The organism is Breoghania sp. L-A4 (assembly GCF_003432385.1).
Classification (GTDB): Bacteria; Pseudomonadota; Alphaproteobacteria; order Rhizobiales; family Stappiaceae; genus Breoghania.
On sequence record NZ_CP031841.1, the window covers coordinates 1,098,079 to 1,120,449 of the forward strand.

Annotated in this window: 22 protein-coding genes and 1 pseudogene; 7 read left to right on the forward strand and 16 right to left on the reverse strand. The window is 67.4% G+C overall.

What is annotated here, in order from left to right; translation table 11 throughout:
- Positions 1-324: 324 nt before the first annotated feature.
- The gene (locus tag D1F64_RS05130; RefSeq protein ID WP_117411543.1) at positions 325-1,476 is read left to right on the forward strand and encodes a GGDEF domain-containing protein; all 1,152 of its coding nucleotides are present in this window, start codon (positions 325-327) and stop codon (positions 1,474-1,476) included.
- 18 nt (positions 1,477-1,494) lie between these two features.
- Here the strand turns inward: D1F64_RS05130 and nadC are convergent, their stop codons facing one another.
- The 3 genes from nadC to nadA form a co-directional block, all read right to left on the reverse strand.
- Entirely contained in the window at positions 1,495-2,355 is an 861-nt protein-coding gene (gene nadC / locus D1F64_RS05135; protein ID WP_117411544.1) for a carboxylating nicotinate-nucleotide diphosphorylase, read from the reverse strand.
- Positions 2,355-3,962 (reverse strand): L-aspartate oxidase, encoded by a 1,608-nt coding sequence (locus tag D1F64_RS05140; protein ID WP_117411545.1) that lies wholly within the window; start codon positions 3,960-3,962, stop codon positions 2,355-2,357. The genes nadC and D1F64_RS05140 overlap by 1 nt, the downstream gene beginning before the upstream one ends.
- Before the next feature lie 90 nt (positions 3,963-4,052).
- A complete protein-coding gene (gene nadA, locus D1F64_RS05145; protein WP_117411546.1) occupies positions 4,053-5,123 on the reverse strand; it encodes a quinolinate synthase NadA in 1,071 nt (356 codons plus the stop codon).
- A 353-nt stretch (positions 5,124-5,476) separates the two neighbouring features.
- Here nadA and D1F64_RS05150 point away from each other — a divergent pair, with 353 nt between their 5' ends.
- The 3 genes from D1F64_RS05150 to D1F64_RS05160 all read left to right on the forward strand — a co-directional run bounded on the left by D1F64_RS05150 (position 5,477) and on the right by D1F64_RS05160 (position 10,400).
- Complete coding sequence (locus D1F64_RS05150) at positions 5,477-6,724, forward strand: MFS transporter (RefSeq protein WP_117411547.1); 1,248 nt, start codon at positions 5,477-5,479, stop codon at positions 6,722-6,724.
- A 48-nt stretch (positions 6,725-6,772) separates the two neighbouring features.
- Positions 6,773-7,816 carry an MDR family oxidoreductase gene (locus D1F64_RS05155; protein ID WP_117411548.1) on the forward strand — a complete coding sequence of 348 codons (1,044 nt, stop codon included), beginning with the start codon at positions 6,773-6,775 and terminating at the stop codon, positions 7,814-7,816.
- Between the two features lie 88 nt (positions 7,817-7,904).
- Positions 7,905-10,400 (forward strand): tetratricopeptide repeat protein, encoded by a 2,496-nt coding sequence (locus D1F64_RS05160; protein WP_248304627.1) that lies wholly within the window; start codon positions 7,905-7,907, stop codon positions 10,398-10,400.
- 43 nt (positions 10,401-10,443) lie between these two features.
- Here the strand turns inward: D1F64_RS05160 and D1F64_RS05165 are convergent, their stop codons facing one another.
- From D1F64_RS05165 to D1F64_RS05180, 4 genes and pseudogenes are all read right to left on the reverse strand, one after another.
- The gene (locus D1F64_RS05165; RefSeq protein WP_162901305.1) at positions 10,444-11,889 is read right to left on the reverse strand and encodes a DUF2339 domain-containing protein; all 1,446 of its coding nucleotides are present in this window, start codon (positions 11,887-11,889) and stop codon (positions 10,444-10,446) included.
- A 122-nt stretch (positions 11,890-12,011) separates the two neighbouring features.
- Positions 12,012-12,869 (reverse strand): annotated as a pseudogene (locus D1F64_RS24270) (DUF2339 domain-containing protein); the annotation flags it as partial.
- A gap of 49 nt (positions 12,870-12,918) precedes the next feature.
- On the reverse strand, positions 12,919-13,152 hold the full coding sequence (locus D1F64_RS05175; protein WP_117411551.1) for a hypothetical protein: 234 nt from the start codon (positions 13,150-13,152) through the stop codon (positions 12,919-12,921).
- A gap of 95 nt (positions 13,153-13,247) precedes the next feature.
- Entirely contained in the window at positions 13,248-13,730 is a 483-nt protein-coding gene (locus D1F64_RS05180) for a PaaI family thioesterase (RefSeq protein ID WP_117411552.1), read from the reverse strand.
- Between the two features lie 134 nt (positions 13,731-13,864).
- Between D1F64_RS05180 and D1F64_RS05185 the strand changes: the two genes are divergently transcribed.
- The gene (locus D1F64_RS05185) at positions 13,865-14,314 is read left to right on the forward strand and encodes a MarR family winged helix-turn-helix transcriptional regulator (protein ID WP_162901307.1); all 450 of its coding nucleotides are present in this window, start codon (positions 13,865-13,867) and stop codon (positions 14,312-14,314) included.
- 13 nt (positions 14,315-14,327) lie between these two features.
- On the opposite strand, the gene D1F64_RS05190 is transcribed toward D1F64_RS05185, so the two are convergent.
- The 5 genes from D1F64_RS05190 to D1F64_RS05210 form a co-directional block, all read right to left on the reverse strand.
- A complete protein-coding gene (locus tag D1F64_RS05190; protein WP_117411554.1) occupies positions 14,328-15,299 on the reverse strand; it encodes an NAD regulator in 972 nt (323 codons plus the stop codon).
- Between the two features lie 7 nt (positions 15,300-15,306).
- Positions 15,307-15,822, reverse strand: coding sequence for a tyrosine phosphatase family protein (locus tag D1F64_RS05195; RefSeq protein ID WP_162901308.1), 516 nt, complete (start codon positions 15,820-15,822; stop codon positions 15,307-15,309).
- A gap of 107 nt (positions 15,823-15,929) precedes the next feature.
- Complete coding sequence (locus tag D1F64_RS05200) at positions 15,930-16,571, reverse strand: HD family hydrolase (protein ID WP_117411555.1); 642 nt, start codon at positions 16,569-16,571, stop codon at positions 15,930-15,932.
- 31 nt (positions 16,572-16,602) lie between these two features.
- Positions 16,603-17,499, reverse strand: a complete 897-nt coding sequence (locus D1F64_RS05205; RefSeq protein WP_117411556.1) for a folate-binding protein YgfZ — start codon at positions 17,497-17,499, stop codon at positions 16,603-16,605.
- A 119-nt stretch (positions 17,500-17,618) separates the two neighbouring features.
- On the reverse strand, positions 17,619-18,347 hold the full coding sequence (locus D1F64_RS05210; RefSeq protein WP_248304628.1) for a hypothetical protein: 729 nt from the start codon (positions 18,345-18,347) through the stop codon (positions 17,619-17,621).
- A 246-nt stretch (positions 18,348-18,593) separates the two neighbouring features.
- On the opposite strand from D1F64_RS05210, the gene D1F64_RS05215 reads away from it, so the two are divergent.
- A complete protein-coding gene (locus tag D1F64_RS05215) occupies positions 18,594-19,229 on the forward strand; it encodes a LysE family transporter (protein WP_205470664.1) in 636 nt (211 codons plus the stop codon).
- A gap of 79 nt (positions 19,230-19,308) precedes the next feature.
- Here the strand turns inward: D1F64_RS05215 and D1F64_RS05220 are convergent, their stop codons facing one another.
- From D1F64_RS05220 to D1F64_RS05235, 4 genes are all read right to left on the reverse strand, one after another.
- Positions 19,309-19,587: a hypothetical protein gene (locus D1F64_RS05220; RefSeq protein ID WP_117411557.1), complete on the reverse strand. Its 279-nt coding sequence runs from the start codon at positions 19,585-19,587 to the stop codon at positions 19,309-19,311.
- Between the two features lie 283 nt (positions 19,588-19,870).
- Positions 19,871-20,314 carry a TIGR02301 family protein gene (locus D1F64_RS05225; protein WP_117411558.1) on the reverse strand — a complete coding sequence of 148 codons (444 nt, stop codon included), beginning with the start codon at positions 20,312-20,314 and terminating at the stop codon, positions 19,871-19,873.
- A gap of 47 nt (positions 20,315-20,361) precedes the next feature.
- Entirely contained in the window at positions 20,362-20,817 is a 456-nt protein-coding gene (locus D1F64_RS05230) for an NUDIX hydrolase (RefSeq protein WP_117411559.1), read from the reverse strand.
- A 54-nt stretch (positions 20,818-20,871) separates the two neighbouring features.
- Positions 20,872-21,393 carry a hypothetical protein gene (locus D1F64_RS05235; protein ID WP_117411560.1) on the reverse strand — a complete coding sequence of 174 codons (522 nt, stop codon included), beginning with the start codon at positions 21,391-21,393 and terminating at the stop codon, positions 20,872-20,874.
- Between the two features lie 158 nt (positions 21,394-21,551).
- Here D1F64_RS05235 and D1F64_RS05240 point away from each other — a divergent pair, with 158 nt between their 5' ends.
- Complete coding sequence (locus D1F64_RS05240) at positions 21,552-22,292, forward strand: SOS response-associated peptidase (RefSeq protein ID WP_117411561.1); 741 nt, start codon at positions 21,552-21,554, stop codon at positions 22,290-22,292.
- Positions 22,293-22,371: the final 79 nt, after the last annotated feature.

The following is a 22,371-nucleotide window of genomic DNA, read 5'->3' on the forward strand; positions in this document are numbered from 1 at the left end:
GCCGGTCTTCACGGTGACCCTGCGACAATTGACCGCGCCGCCGAGAGCGCCGCGCGCAAAAGAGGCCGAATACTGCGAATGAACGCCAGAAGCCGGCGCGGGATGCGGAATTTGCGCTGAAACATGGCGTTTTCGGCGAATTTTCACAATGATTCCACGCGTTGGCGCCTTTGCGGGGGCGCGGCCCGAATTGGTGTGCGGCTGTCAGCCGTATGCGGCCGTCGTGCGTGCTAACAATTTGGTCATCTCGCTGCGACGTAGTGTCTTCGCCTTTGCGACGCCGTGTGATAGGGCATTCCCCTCTCGTCACAATTGGCAGGCCCGATGCTGGAATACAGCTCCCTTCTGTTGGCCCTCGCGGTCGGCTGCGGCGCGATGAGCCTCACCTTGGCGGTGTCGTGGCTGGCCAACCGGCGGGATGGATTCCTGCTGGTCTGGGCGATGTCGACATTTGTGTTTGTCGGCGCGATCGTGGGCTACGGCGCATACGCCGCGGACGAAACCAGTATTCCCAACGTTATTCCCTGTGTCCTTCTGGCCGTCGGCATGGTGATTTGCTGGGGCGCGGCGTGTCTGTTCCGGAGCGGCGCGCTGCCGTTGCGGGCAATGTTGATGATGGGCAGCGCGCTCTCGGCGGTGGACGTCACGCTCTATTTCCTCGATCTGGATGGCGTGATGTACATCCTCGCCAATCTCTCGACCGCGGCGTTCTTGGCGGCTTCGGCCCATCAGTACTGGCTGGCGCGGGGCGAGAAGCTCTCCTCGCTTTCCTGGCTCATCGGCCTGTATCTGGTCACCGCCGCGTCGTTTGTGTCCTGCGCGGTAATGATCGCCATCGAGACGCCCTTGCATTTGCAGGGCGCGCCGGAAAACTGGGCCGAGGTGCTGAACGCGATCATCTGCATCTTCGCGGTGACCGGCATCGGCGCCCTGTCATTGGCGATCAACCAGGAGCGGCTGGCGCGCGATCACCGCATCGAGTCGCGCACGGACGCTCTGACGGGTCTGCTGAATCGCCGGGCGCTCGATGAACTCTACGGCCGGGCCCGGTCGCCGCGCAGCACGGCGGTGATCGTTTTCGATCTTGATCACTTCAAGGCGATCAACGATCTGCACGGGCACGCGCTGGGCGACGAGGTGCTGCGCCGCTTCACCGCGATCTGCCAGCAGGTGCTGCGCGCAAGCGACGTCGCGGCGCGCATCGGCGGCGAGGAATTTGCCGTGGTGTTGCCCGGCAGCCGGAGCGAGGATGCGCTGCGTGTGGCCGAGCGCATCCGCACCCGCTTCGAGGGGGAAAGCGTCGACTGGGAAAACGCCACCATCAGCTGCACCGTCAGCGCCGGCGTGCATGGGGCGGATGACCGCGAGGAAATGCTCGACGCGCTGTTGCGTGAGGCGGACAAGGCTCTGTATCTCGCCAAGAACACGGGCCGCAACCGGGTCTGCGGCCTTGATGGACAGGCGGTCGTGGCCTGAGCGGTATCGGGGAACCGCTCAGCCGATCTCGATATCGAGCCCGAGATCCAGCGTCGGGGCGGAATGGGTGATCCAGCCCGAGGAGACCAGATCCACGCCCGCTTCGGCGATCGCCTGAACGGTGTCCAGAGTGACGCCGCCGGATGCTTCGGTCAGCGCCCGGCCCGCGACGATGTCCACCGCGGTGCGCAGGGATTCCGGTCCCATGTTGTCGAGCAGCACCACGTCGGGGCCCGCGTCCATCGCCTCGCGCAACTGCTCCAGCGTATCGACCTCCACCTCGATCTTCACAAGATGTCCGGCAAATGCCTTGGCCGCTTCGATCGCTTCGGTGACGCCGCCGGCGACCGCGATGTGATTGTCCTTGATCAGCACCGCGTCATCGAGGCCGAAGCGGTGGTTGGCGCCGCCGCCGCAACGCACGGCGTATTTTTCAAAAGCCCGCAGGCCCGGCGTTGTCTTGCGGGTGCACACGATGCGCGCCCTGGTGTGGGCGATGCGCTCGGCGAACAACGCGGTGGCCGTGGCGATGCCCGACAGGTGGCCCAGATAGTTCAGCCCGACGCGTTCCGCCGACAGGATGGCGCGCGCGGGGCCGGTGAGCCGGGCGACCAGCGTGCCCGGCGCAAGCGGATCGCCGTCGTTGGCAAGCCGCTCGACGCGAATGGCCGGATCGGTGAGCCGGCAGGCGCTTTCCACGAAATCGAGGCCTGCCAGGCGGCCCGGCTTGCGCGCGGCGATGACGGCGGAGGCGCGCGCGTCGGCGGGAATGGTCGCCTGGGTGGTGATGTCACCCGCGCGCCCCCAGTCCTCCAGCAGCGCGGCTTTCACGGCGTCGTCGACCACGAGGCGGGCCAGATCGGGGATGCGTCGGTTCATCAGGCGGGTGTCCTGTTGGCGCAAAGCGTTTCAGCGGCGGCGCGGGCGTCGGCTTCCGCCTCGCTCAGGGTCATGAAGCTGCGCCGCGCGCGGGCAGGGTCTTCGTCCGGGTAGTCGGAGCGCATGTGCGCGCCTCGGCTCTCCTTGCGGCGCAGCGCGGCCGAGGTGATGATCTTGGCGGCGGCGATCATGTTGGCGAGGCCCGGGTGCCGGTTGGCTGCGCCCAGCCCCTCGAGCGTCGCCAGCGCCGCCAGAAGATCGTCCTCGTTGCGTACGACGCCCACGTGATCGGCAAGCGTTCGGCGCAGCGTCGCCACGGCGGCGGCGTCGGGTTCCGTCAGGGCCGCCGCCTCGTCGGCCGCGGGCAAGGCCGCCCATGCGGCGGTCTTCGGCGTCGGCATCAGGCCCTGGATGTCCTCGGCGATGCGGGCGGCGAAGACGACTGCCTCCAGCAGCGAGTTCGACGCCAGCCGGTTGGCGCCATGCGCGCCGGTGGAGGCGACCTCGCCGGCCGCCCACAGCCCGTCGAGGCTGGTGCGGCCCTGCGCGTCGGTCATCACGCCGCCCATGTGATAGTGCTCGGCGGGGCACACGGGAATGAGATCGCGCGCCGGATCCAGCCCAGCCGCGCGGCAGGTGGCGTAGACGGTGGGGAAGCGGTCCGCGAACGACGCGCCGATGGCCTGGCGCGTGTCGAGGAAGGCACCGCGGCCGCTGAGCACCTCCTGATGGATGGCGCGGGCGACGATGTCGCGCGGCGCCAGTTCCGCGAGCGGATGGATCTTCATCATGAAGCGCTCGCCGGCGCGATTGACAAGCCACGAGCCTTCGCCGCGCAGCGCCTCGGTGGCCAGCGGCGCGGGGTCCTTGCCGATGTCGATGGCGGTGGGGTGGAACTGCACGAATTCCGCGTCGGCGATCACGGCGCCCGCGCGCGCCGCCATAGCCAGCCCCTGGCCGTTGGCCTCGCCGGGATTGGTGGTCACCGCGTAGAGATGGCCGATGCCGCCTGAGGCCAGCACCACGGCCCGGGCCGGAAAGGCGATCGCGCCGTCGCCGGCCTTGCGCGCCAGGATGCCGGTGACGTGGCTGCCCTCGTGCAGCAGCGCCTCGCCGGAAAAGCCTTCCAGCACGCGGATTGACGGTGTCGCGCGCACGGCGGCGATCAGCGCGTCCATGATGGCGCGTCCGGCCATGTCGCCGCGCACCCGCACGATGCGCCGTTCGGAATGCGCCGCCTCTCGGCCCAGCGTCAGCTTGCCTTCAAGATCCTTGTCGAACGGCACGCCGTAGGACAGCAGGTCCTCGATGCGCGCGGGCGCCTCGCTGGTCATCATCCGCGCGATCTTCTCGTCGACGATGCCGCCGCCCACGGCGATCGTGTCGGCTGCGTGTTTCGCCGCGGTGTCGCCTTGGGAGATGGCCGCGGCAATGCCGCCCTGCGCCCAGGCCGAGGATGCGCCCTCGCCGATGGGGGCGGCGGTCAGCACGGTCACCGGGCGCGGGCTGAGCTTGAGTGCGCAGAACAGGCCCGCGAGCCCGCCACCCAGGATCACGACGTCGTCGACGCCGCTGGAGGGGCGCGAGGGAGAGAGATCACCCGTCATGGGGCTGCCTCGATGAGGTTGCGGGGGGCGGCTCCGCCGCGCGGGCGACCCGCGCGGCGTGGCTGTGTTTGCGTCAGGCCGGCATCAAGCCTAGCTCTGCAGATTGATCATGCGTTCGACCGACCGGCGCGCCTTCTGCGCAATCGCCGGGTCGACGGTCACCGCATCGCGCATGTGGATCAGGCTGTCGAGGATCTTCGGCAGCGTGATGCGCTTCATGTGCGGGCACAGGTTGCACGGACGCACGTAGTTCACGCTCGGGGTTTCCGAGGCGATGTTGTCGGCCATCGAGCACTCCGTGACCAGCAGCACCTTTTCGGGAAGATTGGTCTTCACCCAGTCGATCATGCCGGCCGTGGAGCCGGTGAAATCGGCTTCGGCCACCACGTCGGGCGGGCATTCGGGATGCGCGATGATCTTCACGCCCGGATCGCTTTCGCGGTACTCGCGCATCTCCGTGCCCGTGAAGCGCTCATGCACCTCGCAGGCGCCGGCCCAGGTGAGAATCTCGACGTCCGTCTGGGCGGCGACGTTCTTCGCCAGATACTGGTCGGGGATCAGCAGCACCCGGTCGCTGCCCATGGATTCCACTACGGCAACCGCATTGGACGAGGTGCAGCAGATGTCGCACTCCGCCTTCACCGCGGCCGAGGTGTTCACATAGGTGACGATCGGCACGCCGGGATATTTCGCCCGCAGGCCCCGCACATCCTCCGCTGTGATGGATTCCGCCAGCGAGCAGCCCGCGTCCATGTCCGGGATCAGGATGGTCTTGTCGGGGTTGAGCAGCTTGGAGGTCTCGGCCATGAAGTGCACGCCGCACTGGACGATGACGTCGGCTTCCGACTTGGCCGCCTCCTTGGCAAGCTGCAGGCTGTCGCCCATGATGTCGGCGACCCCGTGGAAGATTTCCGGCGTCATGTAGTTGTGCGCGAGGATGACCGCGTTGCGCTCCTTCTTCAGCTTGTTGATGGCCGAGATATAGGGCGCATAGGCGGGCCACTCGATGGCCGGGATGATGTGCTTGACCTTCTCGTAGACGTCAGCGGTCTCGGCGGCGACTTCCGGCGTGTATTCCAGCGACGGCATCGCGACGGGCGGGAACGTACGCTCCGTTTTGCGGCTCGTCTGGGTCTCGGTCAGTCCGTTGAGCATCGCCATGACTGTCGTCCTTCCGATATATGCTCATTTTGAGCATAACAGGGGTATTAGAATAACCGGCGTCGTGCCGGCTGCGTGGTTCCCTTATGCTCACAAGGAGTTTTATAGGGGTTTTGCGCCGTGATTGCCAGTGCGGAATTAAAAAATCTATTTGCCGGCATCCGGTCCCGCCGCAGACGGGGCGTGGCGCGATCCGCTGCCGCAACGCCGGCAGCCGAGGCGACCGGCGGGGCGAATGTATAAGTGATTGTGATGCATAGCGTGAAGAAGATTCATTGTTCGTGATGCTTCGGTGCGCTTATAGAATTCCCCTCAGCTTCCAAACGCTACAGCCCCTCAGGGAGATCCGCCCCGTGTCCGATTCAACGCCTCAGGCTGAAACAGGTTCCGCGGTGCCCTTCTGGCGCTCTGTTCCGTTCATCATCCTTTGCGGCTGTGTCATCGCCACCATCTCCTTTGGCCCGCGCTCGGCGATGGGGCTGTTTCTCGCGCCGATGACCGAGGCCAAGGGCTGGACGCGCGAGATCTTCGCCCTGTCGATCGCGGTCCAGAACCTGCTGTGGGGCATCGGCCAGCCGATCGCCGGCGCGCTCGCCGACCGCTACGGCACCGGACGCGTGCTGGCCGGCGGCGGTGTGCTCTATGCGCTGTCGCTGTTCGCGATGAGCTGGGCGCCGTCGCCGCTGTGGCTGCATCTCTCCGCCGGCGTCGGCATCGGCATCGCGCTGGCCGCCTGTTCCTTCTCCATCGTGCTGGCCGCCTTCGGCCGCATCGTCACGCCGGCGCAGCGCTCGATCGCCTTCGGCATCGGCACCGCGGCCGGCTCCTTCGGCCAGTTCCTGTTCGCGCCGCTGGGTCAGGCGCTGATCTCCAACTACGGCTGGCAGCAGGCGCTGGTGCTGCTCGGCGGGCTCATGCTGGTGCTGCCGCTCTTCGCCATGGCGCTGAAGGGCAAGCCCGCGCCGCACGCCGTGCGCCCGGGCGAGAAGGACCAGTCGATGGTCGAGGCGCTCACCGAGGCCTTCGGCTACCGCAGCTACCTGCTGCTGGTCGCCGGCTTCTTCGTCTGCGGCTTCCACGTCGCCTTCATCACGGTCCACCTGCCGGCCTTCATCGTCGACAAGGGGCTCGACCCGAGCTGGGGCGGCTGGGCCATCGCGCTGATCGGCCTGTTCAACATCGTCGGTTCGCTGGTTTCCGGCGCGCTCGGCGGGCGGCTGCCCAAGCAGCTGATGCTGGCGGCGATTTATGCGGCGCGCGGCGTGGTCATCATGCTGTTCGTGCTGCTGCCGGTCACCCCGGTCACCGTGCTGGCGTTCTCCGCCACCATCGGCTTCCTGTGGCTGTCGACCGTGCCGCCGACCTCGGGCCTGATCGCGGTGATGTTCGGCCCGCGCTACATGGCGACCCTGTTCGGCTTCGCCTTCTTCTCGCACCAGATCGGCTCATTCCTCGGCGTCTGGCTCGGCGGCCTTCTCTACGACCGCACCGGATCCTACGACGTGGTCTGGTGGCTCGGCGTGGCGCTGGCGGCGTTTGCCGCGGTGGTGCACCTGCCGATCAAGGACAGCCCCGTCGCCCGCCTGATGCCGGCGGAGTAGACGATCGGCCGGGACTGCCCTTGCCCCGGCTTGCCGCCTTTGCGACAAATGCTCCCAAGGCATCACAAGCCGCAGCATCAAAAGGGAGGCGCCGCCGTGGACCGTTTCAAGGCCATCTGGATCACCAAAGACGAGGGTGAGAAGAAGCAGAACCCGGCGGCGGTCCGCGAGATCACGCTCGACGATCTGATGGACGGCGACGTCACCGTGCGGGTCGGGCACACCACGGTGAACTACAAGGACGGGCTGGCGGTCACGGGCAGGAGCCCCGTGGTGCGGCGCTTCCCGATGATCCCCGGCATCGATCTCGCCGGCACGGTCACCGCCTCGACCCGCGCCGAATTCAAACCCGGCGACGCGGTGCTGCTCAACGGCTGGGGCGTCGGCGAGACCCACATGGGCGCCTATGCCGGCATGGCGCGGCTTTCCGGCGACTGGCTGATCCCGCTGCCCAAGGGGCTGACGGGGGCTGAGGCCATGGCCATCGGCACGGCGGGTTATACGGCGATGCTCTGCGTGCTGGCGCTGGAGCGCGCCGGCGTGACGCCGGACAAGGGTCCGGTCGTGGTCACGGGGGCTGCGGGCGGTGTCGGCTCGGTCGCCATCGCGGTGCTGTCAAAACTCGGCTACACCGTCATCGCCTCCACGGGCCGCGCCTCGGAAGAGGCCTATCTCAGGGATCTCGGCGCCTCGGACATCATCGACCGGGCGGAGCTGTCCGAACCCGGCCGGCCGATGGGCAAGGAGCGCTGGGCCGGCGGCATCGATGTCGCGGGATCGCACACGCTCGCCAACGTTCTGGCGCAGACGCAGTACGGCGGGGCGGTGGCCGCCTGCGGGCTGGCGCAGGGCATGGACCTGCCGTCCTCCGTCGCCCCCTTCATCCTGCGCGGCGTGTCGCTTCTGGGCGTGGATTCCGTCATGGCGCCCAAGCCGCGGCGCATTGAGGCCTACGACCGGCTGGTTGCGGATCTCGACATGGCCAAGCTCGCCGAGATGACCACCCACATCGGTTTCGACGACATCATCGACAACGCCTCCGCCATCCTCGACGGCAAGATCCGGGGGCGGCTGGTGGTGGACATGGGGTGAGGGCCGCTTCGCCATAGCGGTCTCCTTGTCGGTTTTCGCGAGGGGAGATCCGGGCTAAGGTGCCGCTAGAGAAACGGCGAGGCCTTCCATGAACGTCAGCGGCCCCCTAGAAACCGGCAAAAGCGCAACGGTTGCCTCCGCCAAAAGGGCGGGTAAAGACTCGTCAGTTTCTGGCGCCTCGAGTTCGGCGGTCGCGTCTTCATCCACTTTTTTCGATCGCGTAAAGCTCCGCCGCGAATGGAGGCGCCATGCCGCGTGGGCCGGGACGGCCAGCGCCTTGGTTGGTCTTGCCAGCGACTTCTTTTCCGCCATTGGCCCCGTCGCGGGCTACGCCGCTCTCCTTGCGGTTACGTTGGCCGTGCTTCTCGTTGCTGCCGGAGTGGTGCGCCAGTCCTGGGCGGGCATGTGCCGCCGCTGCGCGCTCTATGCATTGGCCCTCGTTCTTGTCACCGGCGGCTTGTTCTGTTTCCAACGCTGGACCGGCAACGACAGCGGTTTTCTCACGGAAGTCGAGACCGTTCGCGAATTGCGTGCGGCGCTGGGACTGGCAAAGCTGGAGGCAGACATCGCGGCTCTAGGTGATGGGCAAGATGCGATTGCGCAGACGCAGGACGACCATGGGCGCATGTTGGAGCGCGTGATTGCGCAGAACGAGGGCATGCGACGCATGCTCGAACAACTCGCCCAACGCGGCGACACGGCCCGCGCCGAAGAGGCGGGCATCGATCCCAAGGCGATTATCGAGTTGGCGCGGCGCGTCGATGCGGCCGTTTCGGACGCGGACGCCGCCATGGCCGAGCTGGAGCGCGCGGTCGAAATCGCCATCGAGGTCGCGGCGGAAGGACGGCGCGGGAGCAACACGGGCGATTTCGTTGATACAGTTCTGGCCCGCATCGCGGAGAAATCCAATGCGGGCGACTATGACGCGGCGGCGCATGAGGCGGATGAGGCCTTCGCGCAGTGGCAGCGCGAGGAGGCCGAACGCCGGCAGGCGGCGGATCAGAGCGGGTTGAAGCTTTTGCAGGCCGGCCTCAACCAGGACATCCTGCGCCGCGACCCCGCCTCCGCTGCCAACCGCATCGTCCGCATGGTCGGCTTGCAGCATAAGGCCGCCGATCGTTTTCAGGCCCTGCGCGCCAAATGGAGCGAATGGAAAGTTCGCGGCCGTGACAAGGGCCTGAATTTCGATCTGGAAGTCGCGATCGAGCTGGCGCGGCGCTCACAAGACCTGGCGGTCGGTTCACAAGAAACGGGCATTGCCTTGAATGATCTCGGCACCACGTTGCACGTGCTTGGCAACCGCGAGAGTGGGACGGCGCGGCTGGAGGAGGCGGTTGCAGCCTATCGTGCGGCTCTTGAGGAGCGGACTCGCGACCGCGCGCCGCTGGACTGGGCGATGACACAGATGAATCTCGGCAATTCGCTCTTAAGCCTTGGTGAGCGTGCGAGCGACACGGCGCGGCTGGACGAGGCGGTGGCGGCTTATCGCTTGGCACTCAAGGAGCAATCCCGCGAGCGGGTGCCGCTGGACTGGGCGATGACGCAGAACAATCTTGGCAACGCGCTTCAGACTCTCGGTGAACGCGCGGGCGGGACAGCGCGGCTTGAAGAGGCGGTAGCGGCCTATCGCTTGGCGCTAAAGGTGCAAACCCGCGAGCGCGTGCCACTGGCCTGGGCAATGACGCAGAACAATCTTGGCAATGTGCTTCAGACTCTCGGCGCGCGAGAAAGTGGAACAGTCCGGCTTGAAGAGGCGGTTGCGGCCTATCGCTCTGCGCTCACGGAGCGCACTCGCGAGCGTGTGCCCTTGGCCTGGTCGATGACGCAGAGCAATCTCGGCAATGCGCTCACGCGCCTTGGCGAACGCGAGAGCGGGACGGCGCGGCTGGAGGAGGCGGTGGAGGCCTATCGCGCGGCGCTGGAGGAGCAGACCCGCGAGCGCGTACCGCTCGACTGGGCGATGACGCAGAACAATCTCGGCGCTGCGCTTCGGACAATCGGTGCCCGCGAGAGCGGGACGGCGCCGCTTGAGGCGGCGGTGGCAGCCTTCCGCGCGGCGCTTGGGGAGCTGACTCGCGAGCGCGTACCGCTCGACTGGGCGATGACGCAGAACAATCTCGGAAATGCTCTTAAGAGTCTCGGAGCACGAGCAGGTGAAATAGCCTTATTGGAACAGGCTGCTGCTGCTCATCGTCGGGCTCTCGGGGAGTTCACTCGCTCGGTTGCGCCTCTCCGCTGGGCATCGACACATGACAATTTGGGCAGCGCTCTTACAGAGTTAGGCGTACGCGAAAGTGGTTTGGTTCACTTGGAGGAGGCCGTGGCTGCCTATCGCATGGCCCTTGAGGAACGTGCCCTGTCACGTTTGCCCATCGACTGGGCGATGACGCAAACCAATCTCGGGATCGTATTGAGGATACTCGGCAAGCGCAGCGGAGACCGCGCATTTGTGGAAAATGCAGTGGCAGCTCATCGTGGCGCGGTGGAGGTTTTTGCCGCTTCCGGAGCGTCGCACTATCTGGCCGTCGCGCAAGAAGAGTTGGCGAAAAATCTGGCCTTGATTGAGCAGTTGCGCAAACACTGAGCGCCCTCGGAATCTACATTCCAAATCATTTCAGGTGCCCCCTTCACTCCGCCGTCGCCGCGCCCTTCAAAAGTCGCTGATACAGCGCGCCGATGCCGATCAGCACCACGCCGAGGCCGAGGAAGGAGAGCGCGCGCCAGATGCCGGTGAGGCCGTCCATGTCGATGACGAACACCTTGACGATGGTCAGCGCCACCAGAGCGGCGGAGGCATTGCGCAGCAGCCGCGATCCGGTGCGGAAACCCGCCAGCAGCAGGGCGATGCCGAGGATCAGCCAGACGGCGGAATAGGCATAGAGCTCCGCATCCAGCACGTCGCCGAGATCGAGCCGCGGCCGGTGGAACAGCGCGCGCACCTCGAGATTGATCCAGGCGAAGGCCAGCGCCACGGCAAGCGTCGCGGCGATCTTGACGTACCAGGCGGGCCGCTTGCCGCGTGACAATGCCGCCAGCGCACCGCAGAGGATCGCGGGCAGCAGATAGGCCGGGATCAGCAGGTTGAAGATTGCGTTCGAGCCGATCGGCTCGCCGCTGAACAGCGGGTTGAACAGCACCAGATGCACGGCGGCGATGCCGAGCATGCCGAGCGCGCCGAGCAGCGTCGCTGCGGCGTCGATCACCACACCGCCGGTCTTGCCGTGCAGGTGCTGCAGCCCCAGCGCGCCGGCCAGCGCCAGCAGCGTATAGAGGCTCTGCTCGCGCAGTGTGTCCGCGTCGGCGTAAAAATCGCCGCCGTTCATGGCGTGGTGGATCAGCACGCCGATGGTGGCCAGCGTGAAGACGATCGTCAGCGCTTCAAAGATCTGCTGCGGCAGGTCGCGGGCGCGGTGGCCCAGCAGCCAGGCCGTCAGCCCGAAGGCGAGCGCGGGCACGCCGTAGCCGTAGAGCAGCCAGTTGAACACCGGCGTGGTGCCGAGCGCATCGCCCGCGATGCTGGGCTCGCGCAGCACCATCTCGCAGCACAGGGCGGCGACAGCGACGGCCAGCCAGCGCAGCACGGGCAGGGGCTTGCGTGTCTCCACCCAGGCGATCGCCGTGGTGAGCAGCGCCAGGCCGACGACCAGCCAGCCGTGCTCGAGCAGGATCGCCATGCCGCCGACCAGTGCCGCGATGGAGGCGATGGCGTAGGCCGCGATGGCCGCGTCGCGGTGGCGCGCGTCCTGGGCGAGCCGGGTCTCCAGCAGAGCGGTCAGCGCGGCGAAGCCCGCCGCCATGGCCAGCGCCACGGAACCGAACAGCGTTTCCAGCTCGAATATGTCCGTGCGCAGATAGGCGATGGCGAGGATGACAAGCGGCGTGGCGGTGCCGGCGGCGGCCAGCGCCCAGCGGCCGGCCGAACGCAGGGAACCGAGAATGCCGGCGGCGGCAAACAGCGCCGCGAAGCCCGTGCCGAAGCGCAGGAAGCTGTCCGTCTGCGGGTTCTGCAGGGCGTTGAGCAGGCGCGGGTCTCCGGCGATGTCGTCGGCCAGGATGTCGGGAGACAGCGGCACGTCCCAGGTGAGATAGGCGAGCGCGCCGAGCGCCGCTGCCCCAGCGCCGCGCCGGCGGCAGCCGGCCATTCGCTGGCGATGACCAGCAGCGCCGCGCAGGCGATCACCAGGGTGGCGACGGAGAGCGTCCCGAATGAATCGATCTGCAGCAGATACAAGACGGGCAAGGCATGGGCCGCGAGCACGCCCGCCGCCAGCCAGTCCGGCGTCGCGCGCGCGTCGCTGGCATCGCGCGGATGCAGGCTGACGACGAAGATGAAGGCCGCGATGCCCAGCACCGCCAGATCGTAGAGCGCCAGGTTTCCGGCATCCGCCGGACCCGAGGCAAAGGCCAGCACATGCGCCCAGAACACCGCGCCGCCGGCGCCCGCGATCGCCAGCCAGCGCCAGCGGCGGATGCGCGCGACGCCATAGGTGGCGAGCGTCACGAACAGGCCGTAGAAGGCCAGCGGCAGCACGGCCGGCTCATCGGATGTGACCAGGAACGGCACGACGTAGCAGGCGATGAGGCCGAAGCTCGCCACGGCGGGGCCGTGCAGCACGGAGGCCGCCAGCGTCAGCAGCGCCACGCTGCCCAGGAGCACGAAGGCCGTGGCCGGGCCGATCAGATCGTAAAGCGCGTGCGCGGCGAAGACGCTGGCGAATGCCGTGGTGATGCCCGCCAGCGTCAGCACGCCGGGGATATAGGCCCGCCCGGCCGTATTGGCGGCGATGCCGCCCGCGCCGCGGCGGGTCCATTCGCCCGCGCCAATCAGCGCCAGCGCAAGGGCCGCGCCGCAGAGCACGCGCGCCAGCGGCGTCAGCAGGCCGCTTTCAATGGAATAGCGCACCAGGAAAATGCCGCCGAAGACCAGGGCGATGCCGCCGATCCACACCGTCCAACTCGCCCCGAAGCGTTCCTCGAAGGCGCGTTTGGGCGCGGCAGGCGGCGAGGGCGGCGCAGGCGGCTCCGAGGCAGCCTCACTGCGCACGCCCGGCACCGATGCGGCTGCCGCGCGCGCGGGGACTGCTTCCTCGCGGGGGCGGCTTTTATCGAGGGGGTTCAGCGGACGTCTCGCGTGGCGGTCCGGAAGGCGCTTCGCGCGGTGCCGCGGCCTGCGCGCTGGCGGCCGGCGGCGCGGCCTTCAGCTTCGCTACCTCGGCTTCAAGCCTGTTGATGCGATCGCGCAGATCGCCGCTGCGCAGCCAGGCGACAAACCCCAGGATCGCGCACAGCACCAGGGCCAGCAGGAAAAGGATGGCGAAGACAAAGATGCTGTCCAATGCGGTGCCCGTCCGGTTCGAATAGCTGTCATGATCGACGGCTCACAAGAAACCGTTCGCGCATAAACCGCAAGCCGTGCTGCAGCAATCGCGCGTCATGGCGCGGGAAAAATCATGCAGGTTTCCGTGCCATGGGCGTAGAGCGTGCCGTCGGCATCGCGCAGGCTCGCCTCCGACGTCGCCATGCGGCGGCCGCGGTGAATGATCCGGCCCTCGCAGACGAGCTCGCCCGTCGCTTCGGTGATCGGGCGGACGCAGTTCACCTTGAACTCCATGGTGGTGTATCCCTCGCCGGCCGCCAGTGTCGAATGCACCGCGCAGGCGAGGGCCGAATCCAGCAGCGTCGCCGTCCAGCCGCCGTGCACGGTGCCAAGCGGGTTGTAGCTGTCGAACGTCGGCGTGCCGGCGAAGACCGCGCGGCCGTGCTCGGCCTCCCTGAGCGCGAAGCTCAGCGTGCGGGCGATGGGCGGGGCGGGTAGCCTGGCGTCGATGATACCCTGCAGCACCTCGAGCCCGGTCTTGCCGGCGGCATCCCCGGGCGACACCACGCCGTATGTCCGTTCGCTTGCGCCATCCATGTCCGTCCCTCATGTTTTAGGTGCTGATACACTCAATTTCTGGCATTGTGATCCGCAAGCGATGGTATCACAAGAATTACGTGTACCAACACGTATTTCATCACGCGCCACCACCCCGTTTCGCGAGTATGCCCATGGTTGAGGATCTGAAATGCACCTGCTACCGGCTGCGGCGCGCCGACCGCCGGGTGACGCGCCTGTATGACGCCGCGCTGGAGCCCAGCGGGGTGACCATCGTGCAGTTTTCCATCCTTGCGGCGCTGGCGCGGGACGGCGACAGCGGCATCACCGCGCTGGCCGACTCCCTGGGCACCGAGCGCACCACCATGACGCGCACGCTGGAGCGCATGCAGGCGCTGGGCTGGATCGGGCCGGTGGACGGCGGGGATGCGCGGATGCGCGCGCAGCGGCTGACGGAGGAGGGCCGCGCGGTCTATGGCCGGGCGGCGGGGCACTGGCGGCGGGCGGAAAGCGCGATGGCGCGCGGTATGGGCGCGGATCGGCTGGCGCTGCTGTGGCAGCTTCTGGGGGAGGCGGAAGACGCCGCGCGGGGCATTGCCGGGAAGAACGGCCGCCAGTCCTAAATAAAAGGGCGCTTTACCGCCCTCCGACCCTGAGCCCGGGCGCGGGGCGCTCGCGCAGGATCTCGCGGCGGAAGCGGAACAGCGCCGCCGGACGGCCGCCTGTGCTGGTGGAGGCCGCGCCGGTCGGTTCCACCAGTTCGGCCGTCTCCACAAGGCGGCGGAAATTCTGCTTGTGCAGGTGGCGGCCGGAAATCGCCTCCACTGTGCCCTGCAGCTCGGTCAGCGTGAATTCGGGCGGCATCAGCTCGAACACCACGGGGCGGTATTTCAGCTTGCCGCGCAGCCGCGAAATCGCGGTGGCGAGGATCCGCCGGTGGTCGAACTGCATCGGATGGCCCAGCGCGATCGGCGTGTCGAGCACGCAAGGCCGCCCGTCGCGGCGCGCTTCTTCCAGCAGGCCCGCCTCGTAGAGCAGTTCGTAGCGCTCCAGCACGCGCTCCTCGTCCCACGGGCTGCCGTCGCCGCCGAACGACAGCCGCAGCCGGTCCTTGCGCCGCTGGCCGCGCCGCGCGTCGGGACCCGGTCCGCCCGCCGTGGTCCATTGCTCCAGCGCGGGCAGGATGAACGCGTCGAGCATGTCCGGCCGGCCATCGCGCCAGTCCTCCCATGGAAAATAGCCGTACCAGGGCCGCCAGTTGGCGTTGGCCATGGTCAGCGCCTCCTCGGATTCCGGGCTTTGCCGCGTCAGCGCCAGATAGCCGACGGAGACCACATGCGCGCGGGCATCGTCGGGCTGCGAGTGCCGGCCGCGGTCGCCGAAGGTGTAGAGCTGCTCCACATGGCCGATGTTGAGCGCGGTCTGCGCCTCCACCCAGGAGCGCAGGCCGATCTCGAAGGTGCGGTGGCGTAATGGATCGAAGGGGCCGAAGGGCAGCGCCTCGCGCGCGCCGCTGCCGACCACGAGCACCATGGGCGCGGGGCCGAGCACGGACACGATGACGGCGTTGAGGCCGATTTCGATGGCCCGCGTCGTATCTTCGTTCATTGCGGCGTCACTCCGCCGAACCGAAGTACAGCTCAAACGGCTCGCCCTCATAGGCGTCCGCGCCGCGGCCGATGCGGCCGATCGCGGCCACCATGCGCCCCTCGCGGCCCAGCAGGTCGTCGGCCAGGTGAACCAGCCGGGCATTGGGCGTCGCGGACGGGGAGGCGGCGCGCAGCGCCTGGGCGATCGTTTCCTCATCCAGGTCGGGATTGCGGGCGCAGGCGGTGATATAGGCCGCCGCCGTCGAGCGGCTGATCCCGGCGAAGCAATGCACCACCAGCGGCGTGGTGGCGTCCCAGTTCAGCACGAAACGCAGCAGCGAAATCACGTGGATCTCGCTTGGCGGCACCATGCCGGGAAGCGGCGACAGGATATCGTTGAAGCCGAGAAACAGATGGTTTTCCTCGGCGATCCGCGCCGGCCGTTCCACCGGCGTGTTCTCGTTGATGAGAGTCAGCAGATGCCGCGCGCCGGTGCGTTCGACGGTCTCATGCAGGCGCGAGAGGGAGCAGACGTGAAGCATGGCGATCCGGTTGTTGCGCCTGACGCAGGCGGTTCTGTGGTGCGGCGTTGGGTCAGTGCCCAAGCAAATCTAGGGCCGGAACGTGAAATCGCCACCCCGCGATCGTATCATTTTGCATGCGCTTGCTGCAGCAGGGCGTCGAGCTCGCCGAAACGGTCGAGAAACCGGGCCTGCGCCAGCGCCACGGGCCAGGGTTCCAGGCCAAGCCGCAGCCGGCCATGGGCGTCGGCATCGAAACCGCGCGGACGGCCGAACAGCCTGCCTGCCTCCTTGTCGTCAAATCCGGCGAGCTCGATGGCTTCGAAATAGGCGGAGACGAGATCGGCGCGCTTGGCCAGTTTCTTGATCTTCTGCGGCAGCACGGCCGGCAGGCCGAAGCGCAGGTGGATGGCCCGCTGCAGCCGCTCCTCCACGGCCTTGTAGTCGCCGCCGAGCACGGTCTTGAACGGCGAGATCATGTCGCCGATGACGTATTCCGGCGCGTCGTGCAACAGCACTGCCAGCCGCCAGCGCGGCTCCAGCCCCGGATCCATCCGCACCGCCAGATCCTCCACCACGATGCAGTGCTGGGCGACGGAAAACGCGTGTTCGCCGAGTGTCTGGCCATTCCAGCGCGCGACGCGGGCCAGCCCGTGCGCGATGTCGGCGATCTCCACGTCGAGCGGCGAGGGATCGAGCAGGTCAAGCCGGCGGCCCGACAGCATCCGCTGCCAGGCACGCGCTCCCGCCGACACACGATCCGCAGCCATCAGGACCGGCTCCGCATGAACAGGACGGCAATCACGGGGCTTCGTCTCCGGCCTCGGGCCAGGTGAAATTGGCCCATGCGGGCAGGCTGAGGGTCAGCGCGACGCCGTCGGCAAGGATCGGGACGCCCGCGGCCTGCGCCTCGGCCGCGCGGTCGATGCGCACCAGCGCCAGCCCGTTGGCGCCGTCGGTGGACCCGAGCGTGCCGATGGACTTGCCGTTTGCCATGATGTCGGTGCCCGCGCCGGGCAAGGCGCCCGCGCCCGCTGCCTGGACGATCCTGCGCCGCGCCGTGCCGCGATGGTGGACGCGCGAGACCACTTCCTGGCCCACGTAGCAGCCCTTCTTGAAGGCGACGCCGTTGAGCCCGTCCATGTCAGCGTCATGCGGGAATGTCTGGTCGAAGGCGAAATCGCTGCCGCCGTGCGGCACCCCCAGCGACACCCTGTGGGCGTGATAATCGGATGTCTCGCCGACGGTCAGCCCCGAGGCCTTGATGATCGCGTCGGCATCGTCGCGCGCCACGACGGCGCGCAGGCCTAACGCGGCAAGGCGCGGATCGGGCACCGCATGCGGTGGCAGGGTCGCGCCGTCCACATCCCCCCAGGCGGCGATCACGCACAGCGTGTCGGAAACGTCGGCAACCTCCACCTTGGCCCGCAGCTTGTACATGGCGAGGCGCTTGGCCGCCGCCGCGGCGCTGCCCGCGTCGAGGTCCAGCAGATAGCGCTTGCGGCCGAAATCGCTGCTCATGGTGATGAGAAAGTCGAAGATGATCCTGCCCTGCGGCGTCAGCAGCGCGCCGTAGGCACCGGATTCGAGCGTGTCGATGTCGCAGGTTACCAGCCCTTGCAGGAACGCCTGCGCGTCCTCGCCGCTGACACGGATCACGCCCCGGTCGCCGAGTTCGCAGATAGTGCCGTCCGCCATGATGCCGCCGCCTCCATGCTTCTGGTTACCCGTTTGGGATAGGGGAGAAAGTGGCTGGGAGCAAGGCGGGCACCCACGTACCCGGAGCCTGCACGGGCCGGCCCCCTGCCTTCGGGCACTCAGTCGCCGGCGACGAAATAATGCAATGTGCCGTCGGGACCGATGCCGACGCGGTAAAAGATGTAGGCGCCGAAGCTCTTCATGTCCTCGTAGTCGGCGGCGGTGAGCAGCTTGTACATCTCGACCATCTGCCGCGCGTCCAGCTTGTCGAGCGGATAGCGCGCGAAATAGGGCCAGATGTACATTTCCTGCGGGGTGCCGGCGTCCACATGCACCCAGCCGGCTTCCAGAACCTCGATGAGGATGGCGAGCAGCTCCCGGCCCTCGTCGTCGCCGGAGGATTGCTTGAGGAAGGCGATCGGATCGTCGATGCTGCCGAAACTCAGCGTCGGCATCACTTCATTGGCTTCCAGCACCGGGCGCAATCGTTCGATGTCGCCGCTGGCGGCCGCGTCCAGCATCTGCGCGCGCATCCGCTGCACGGGTTTCGGCAGGTCTATGTCGCCATAATAGACAACCGGTGCCTCGACCTCCGCGTCGGGCGCCTCCTGCGGCGGCGAGACCTCCAGCTCCTGGGCGCCGGTCGCCGGGTCGGGTGTTTCCGGCTCCACGAGAATGCTTTCGGTCTTCACCGCGGCCGCCGAGGCCGGTGCGCCGGCGCTGATGATCAGCACACCCGCGAGAGCTCCCGCGAGCGCCCGCCCGGCGCCTTGCGGCAAGAGCCAGCGCGGCTGTCCGACAGCGTCTTGCGGCGGCAGGGCGGTCGTCTTCGGCATGCGGTCTTGCATTTCGGTCTCCGGGCGTCGTGCCGTTTGCGGGCGGAGCCGGGCGCTGGGCCCGGTGTGCGATTGTGTGGCGGCATCATACAGCGCCATCCGCCGTTGGCATAACCACAGATGGACACATGTGACGTGCGGGCTTGATATCCAAGCAATAAAGTTTGATCGCGGGCAGTTGTCGCGCGTCCGGCCATTGCGTATGGCTGGGTGCGGGCGCCACCGGAAAACGGACTGTATGTGCAAGGGGCTGACGGCTTGATCGATCCAACACTTTTTGCGACCGGCATGGCCATCGGCATCGCCATTTCCGCGCCCGTCGGCCCGGTCAACGTGATGGCGATCCAGCGGGCGTTGCGGTTCGGGTTTTTCAACGGGCTGTTCGCCGGCGCGGGCGCGGCCATCGCCGACGCGCTGTTCGCGGGCGCGGCCGCCTTCGGCGTGAGCGCCGTGTCGCAGTTCATTTCCGGGCATCACATGCTGATCCAGGCGGTGGGCGGCGTGCTGCTGCTCGTCTTTGGCGCGCTGACCTGGCGCATGCACCCGCATCTCGACGACGGCGGCGGCGGCGGAACGGGGCGGCTTTCAGGCCTGCTGACAGCCTTCGCCATGACCATCACCAACCCCGGCGCGGCGCTGGGCTCGGTCGCGCTGATCGGCGCGCTCGGTCCGCTTGCGCCGGATGGCGACGACGCGGCGGCGGCGGTGATGCTGGTCCTCGGCGTGATCGCGGGCGGCGTGCTGTGGTGGGTGACCGTGGCGGGCATCGCGACGCGGCTGCGTGACCGGGCGACGGACGCCTGGCTGGAACGCATCAACCGGATCGCCGGCGCGGCCCTGATCGTCTTCGGCGCCGTGGTGCTGGCTCAACTGGCCTATGCGCTGGCGCGCTGAGCGGAACAGCCGTCGGTGAAACAGAAACGGCGCCGCGATGCGGCGCCGGAAATGGCGTTCGTGTCGGCTCGTGCCGGGTCTACTGCAGCGTGCGGTTGACCGTATATTCGCCCTGCAGGATGCGCTGCGGCAAGGCCTCCGCCAGCTCTGCGACGGCGGTCTCGCCATAGGCGGCGACCAGGTCGATCAGCGCCGTGAACAGGGCTGCCTGGGCGACCGCGTCGGCATCGATGCCATCCGCAATGGCATCGGCCCAGGCGTCGCTGATATAGCTCATGGCCATCCGGCGTTCGTCTTCCGCCTGAGCACGTTCTTCAGTCTCTTCCCAGGTGACGTCGTCGTCTTTATCGCTGATCATAAAAAAAACCGCCGCTGTCTGGTTCCCGAACTCTTTTCGGGACCTCCCCATCTCCGAATCAAAACCTATCATGCATTGAGCGCCTTGCGCATCGGGAACGTTTAGCAAGTGTTAATAACCAATGAAAAATTTGACAGAAGAGGTTAACGCTTAGGTCGTATTTGGCGGAAAGCCGTGGTCTTTGGCCCCCTGACCGGGGTACCGCGGCGCCTGTTGCGTTTTTCGGGGGAAATCTTTCGCGGCACTTCCGGCCAAGCGGAAGGATGCTGCGCCATCCGGCGCGTCAGCGGCTGTAGCGGGTGGCGATCTCGTCCGCCAGAGCCTGGCCTTCGGTCATGTAGCGCTCGGTGGAGCTGCGCGCCGACGGCGTGCATTCGCGATAGACCGAGGCGAAGCTGCGGTAGCCGCGGTTGAACCGGTCGACCAGCTTGTGCCGCCGCGCCGGCTCATCGGCCTCGACCTCAAGGAGCGCGTTCATCCGGTCCCGCCAGACGGTGCCATCGGTCGCCCCGCACAGCGCGCGCAGATAGTGGATCGCGCCCAGCACCTCGGAAAGCCGCATCAGGTCGTCTTCGTAGGGCGGCTGTTCGTTGTTGCTCTGCGCATGCGAATGCCGCGCGCCGGGTGCGGCAAGCACGGCGATCATTGCGGCAACGAGAACGAAGCGGGTGCGGGTCATGGCGGGATAATGGGCGCAGGCCCGCGGCCTTTCAAGCGCTGATGACATCCGCGGAGCCGCGATCCCCCGAATGGTGCGGCACCGTGCGGGCACGCTCAGCGTCGCGACAGGGCGATGGCGCGGCGCGCCCGCTCCGCGGTGCCCGGCGTCATGGCGTCGGCGGCGTCCAGCGCGGCGAGGGCCGCGGTGTCGGCCCACATCACCGCCTCCGCGTCATCGGCGGCGATCGCCTCGCCCGCGCCGGGGCGCACGACGAAAACGGTGAGCACGAAATGCCGCTCGATGCGGCCCGCCGCGTCGCGGCTGATCATGTCGAAGGCTTCCAGAAAGTCGACGATCTCGCCCGAAAGCCCCGTTTCCTCGGCCAGTTCGCGCAGCGCAGCCTGATGCAGCGTTTCGCCGAGTTCCACAAGCCCGCCGGGCAGGCTCCAGGCGCCCCGGTAGGGCGGCTTGCCGCGTTTGACCAGCAGGATCGTGCCATCGCGGCAGCACGCGGCGCTGACGCCAACGAACGGACGGTCGGGAAAGGCGCGCGGGTCAGGAGGCGTCATGGGTATCCGAATGTCGGCCCGGTGCGGCGGAAAGAGCGTCTCGGCGAACCGGAACTACGCGAACAGCGCGTCGATGTCTTCCTGTGAGGATTCGACTTCCGCCTCGATTTCGATCTGCGCGCTGACGTCGTGACCATGGATCACGCCGCCGGCGGAGGCAAGCAGCGGCTTCAGCCGGTTGCACGCGCGCTGGGCGGTGATGGCGATATCATTGGTGGCGGCGGGATCGAGTTCGGAGAGCTGTTCCTGGGTGGCGATGACCTCGCGCTCGACCTCGGTGATCAGCGTGTCGAAGGTCGCGCGGGCCGCCTGCGGCGCGGCTTCATAGGCGCGCACCGCGAGCGCCTTTTCCGTGAACCCCGAGCACTGGAAGTGCTCCTGATAGGTGCGCGGACGCCATGCGAGCACGTCTGCCGTGCAGTCCGGCATGGCCGGCAGCAGGTCGAACAGCATGATGACTTCGTTGAAGTGATTCAGGTAGTCGGTCGCGAGTCCGGTGGTGGGATTGATGTTGGCGTGAGCGAGCCTTTCGGCGCTCAACTCTCCGACCCCGATTGTGTCCACAAGATCGGACATGCGAATGCGTCTCTCCTGAATGACTTCAAATCACCATAAGGCTGTTGTATTGCCAATTGATTACCCGTCAAAGTGGACCCCTCGAGGGTGTTGCGTAACGCCGGTGTGTCCGCCGACGACCTGTAAGAATTATCCATGTTGAATCCGGTGAACGAGCCATGTGTGGACGCTATTCCCTGAAAGACAGCCCCACGGACGTGCGGGCGCGCTTTCTGTATGGCGAGCAGCCGAACTTCCCGCCGCGCTACAACATCGCGCCCACCCAGCCGATCGCCATCGTCCGCGCGCAGCACGGCGCGCGGCATTTCGCGCTGGTGCGCTGGGGACTGATTCCCGGCTGGGCCAAGGATCCCTCCACACTGCCGCTGCTGATCAACGCGCGCTCGGAGACGGCGCTGGTGAAGCCGGCGTTTCGCGGCTCCATGCGCCATCACCGCTGTCTCATTCCCGCCAACGGCTTCTACGAATGGCGGCGCGGCCCCGGCGGGGCGAAGCAGGCCTACTGGATCGCGCCGAAGGACGGCGGTCTCGTGGGGTTCGCGGGGCTGTGGTGCGACTGGATGGGCGCGGACGGCAGTGAAATCGAGACGGCGGCCTTCCTCACCACGCAGGCGAACGCCACCGTCGCGCCCATCCACGACCGCATGCCGGTGGTGATCGATCCCGCCGATTTCGACCGCTGGCTGGACACCGCGGATGTCAGCGCCAAGGAAGCGGCGCAGATGTTGAAACCGGCGCCCGACGACCTCTTCGCCGCCACCCCCATCTCGTCGCGGGTGAACAAGGTCGCCAACGACGATCCCGACATCCTGACGCCGGTGGATCCCGAACCGGACGCTCCGCCGAAGCCTGTGCGGCAGGCGCGCAAGACGGCGAACGATCAGTTCGATCTGTTCTGAGGCCGGACGTCCCGTTCGATCCTTTGCGCTGTCCTTTTGCACCGATCGTCTCTATCAAGGCGCCAGATTTTCAATGCTC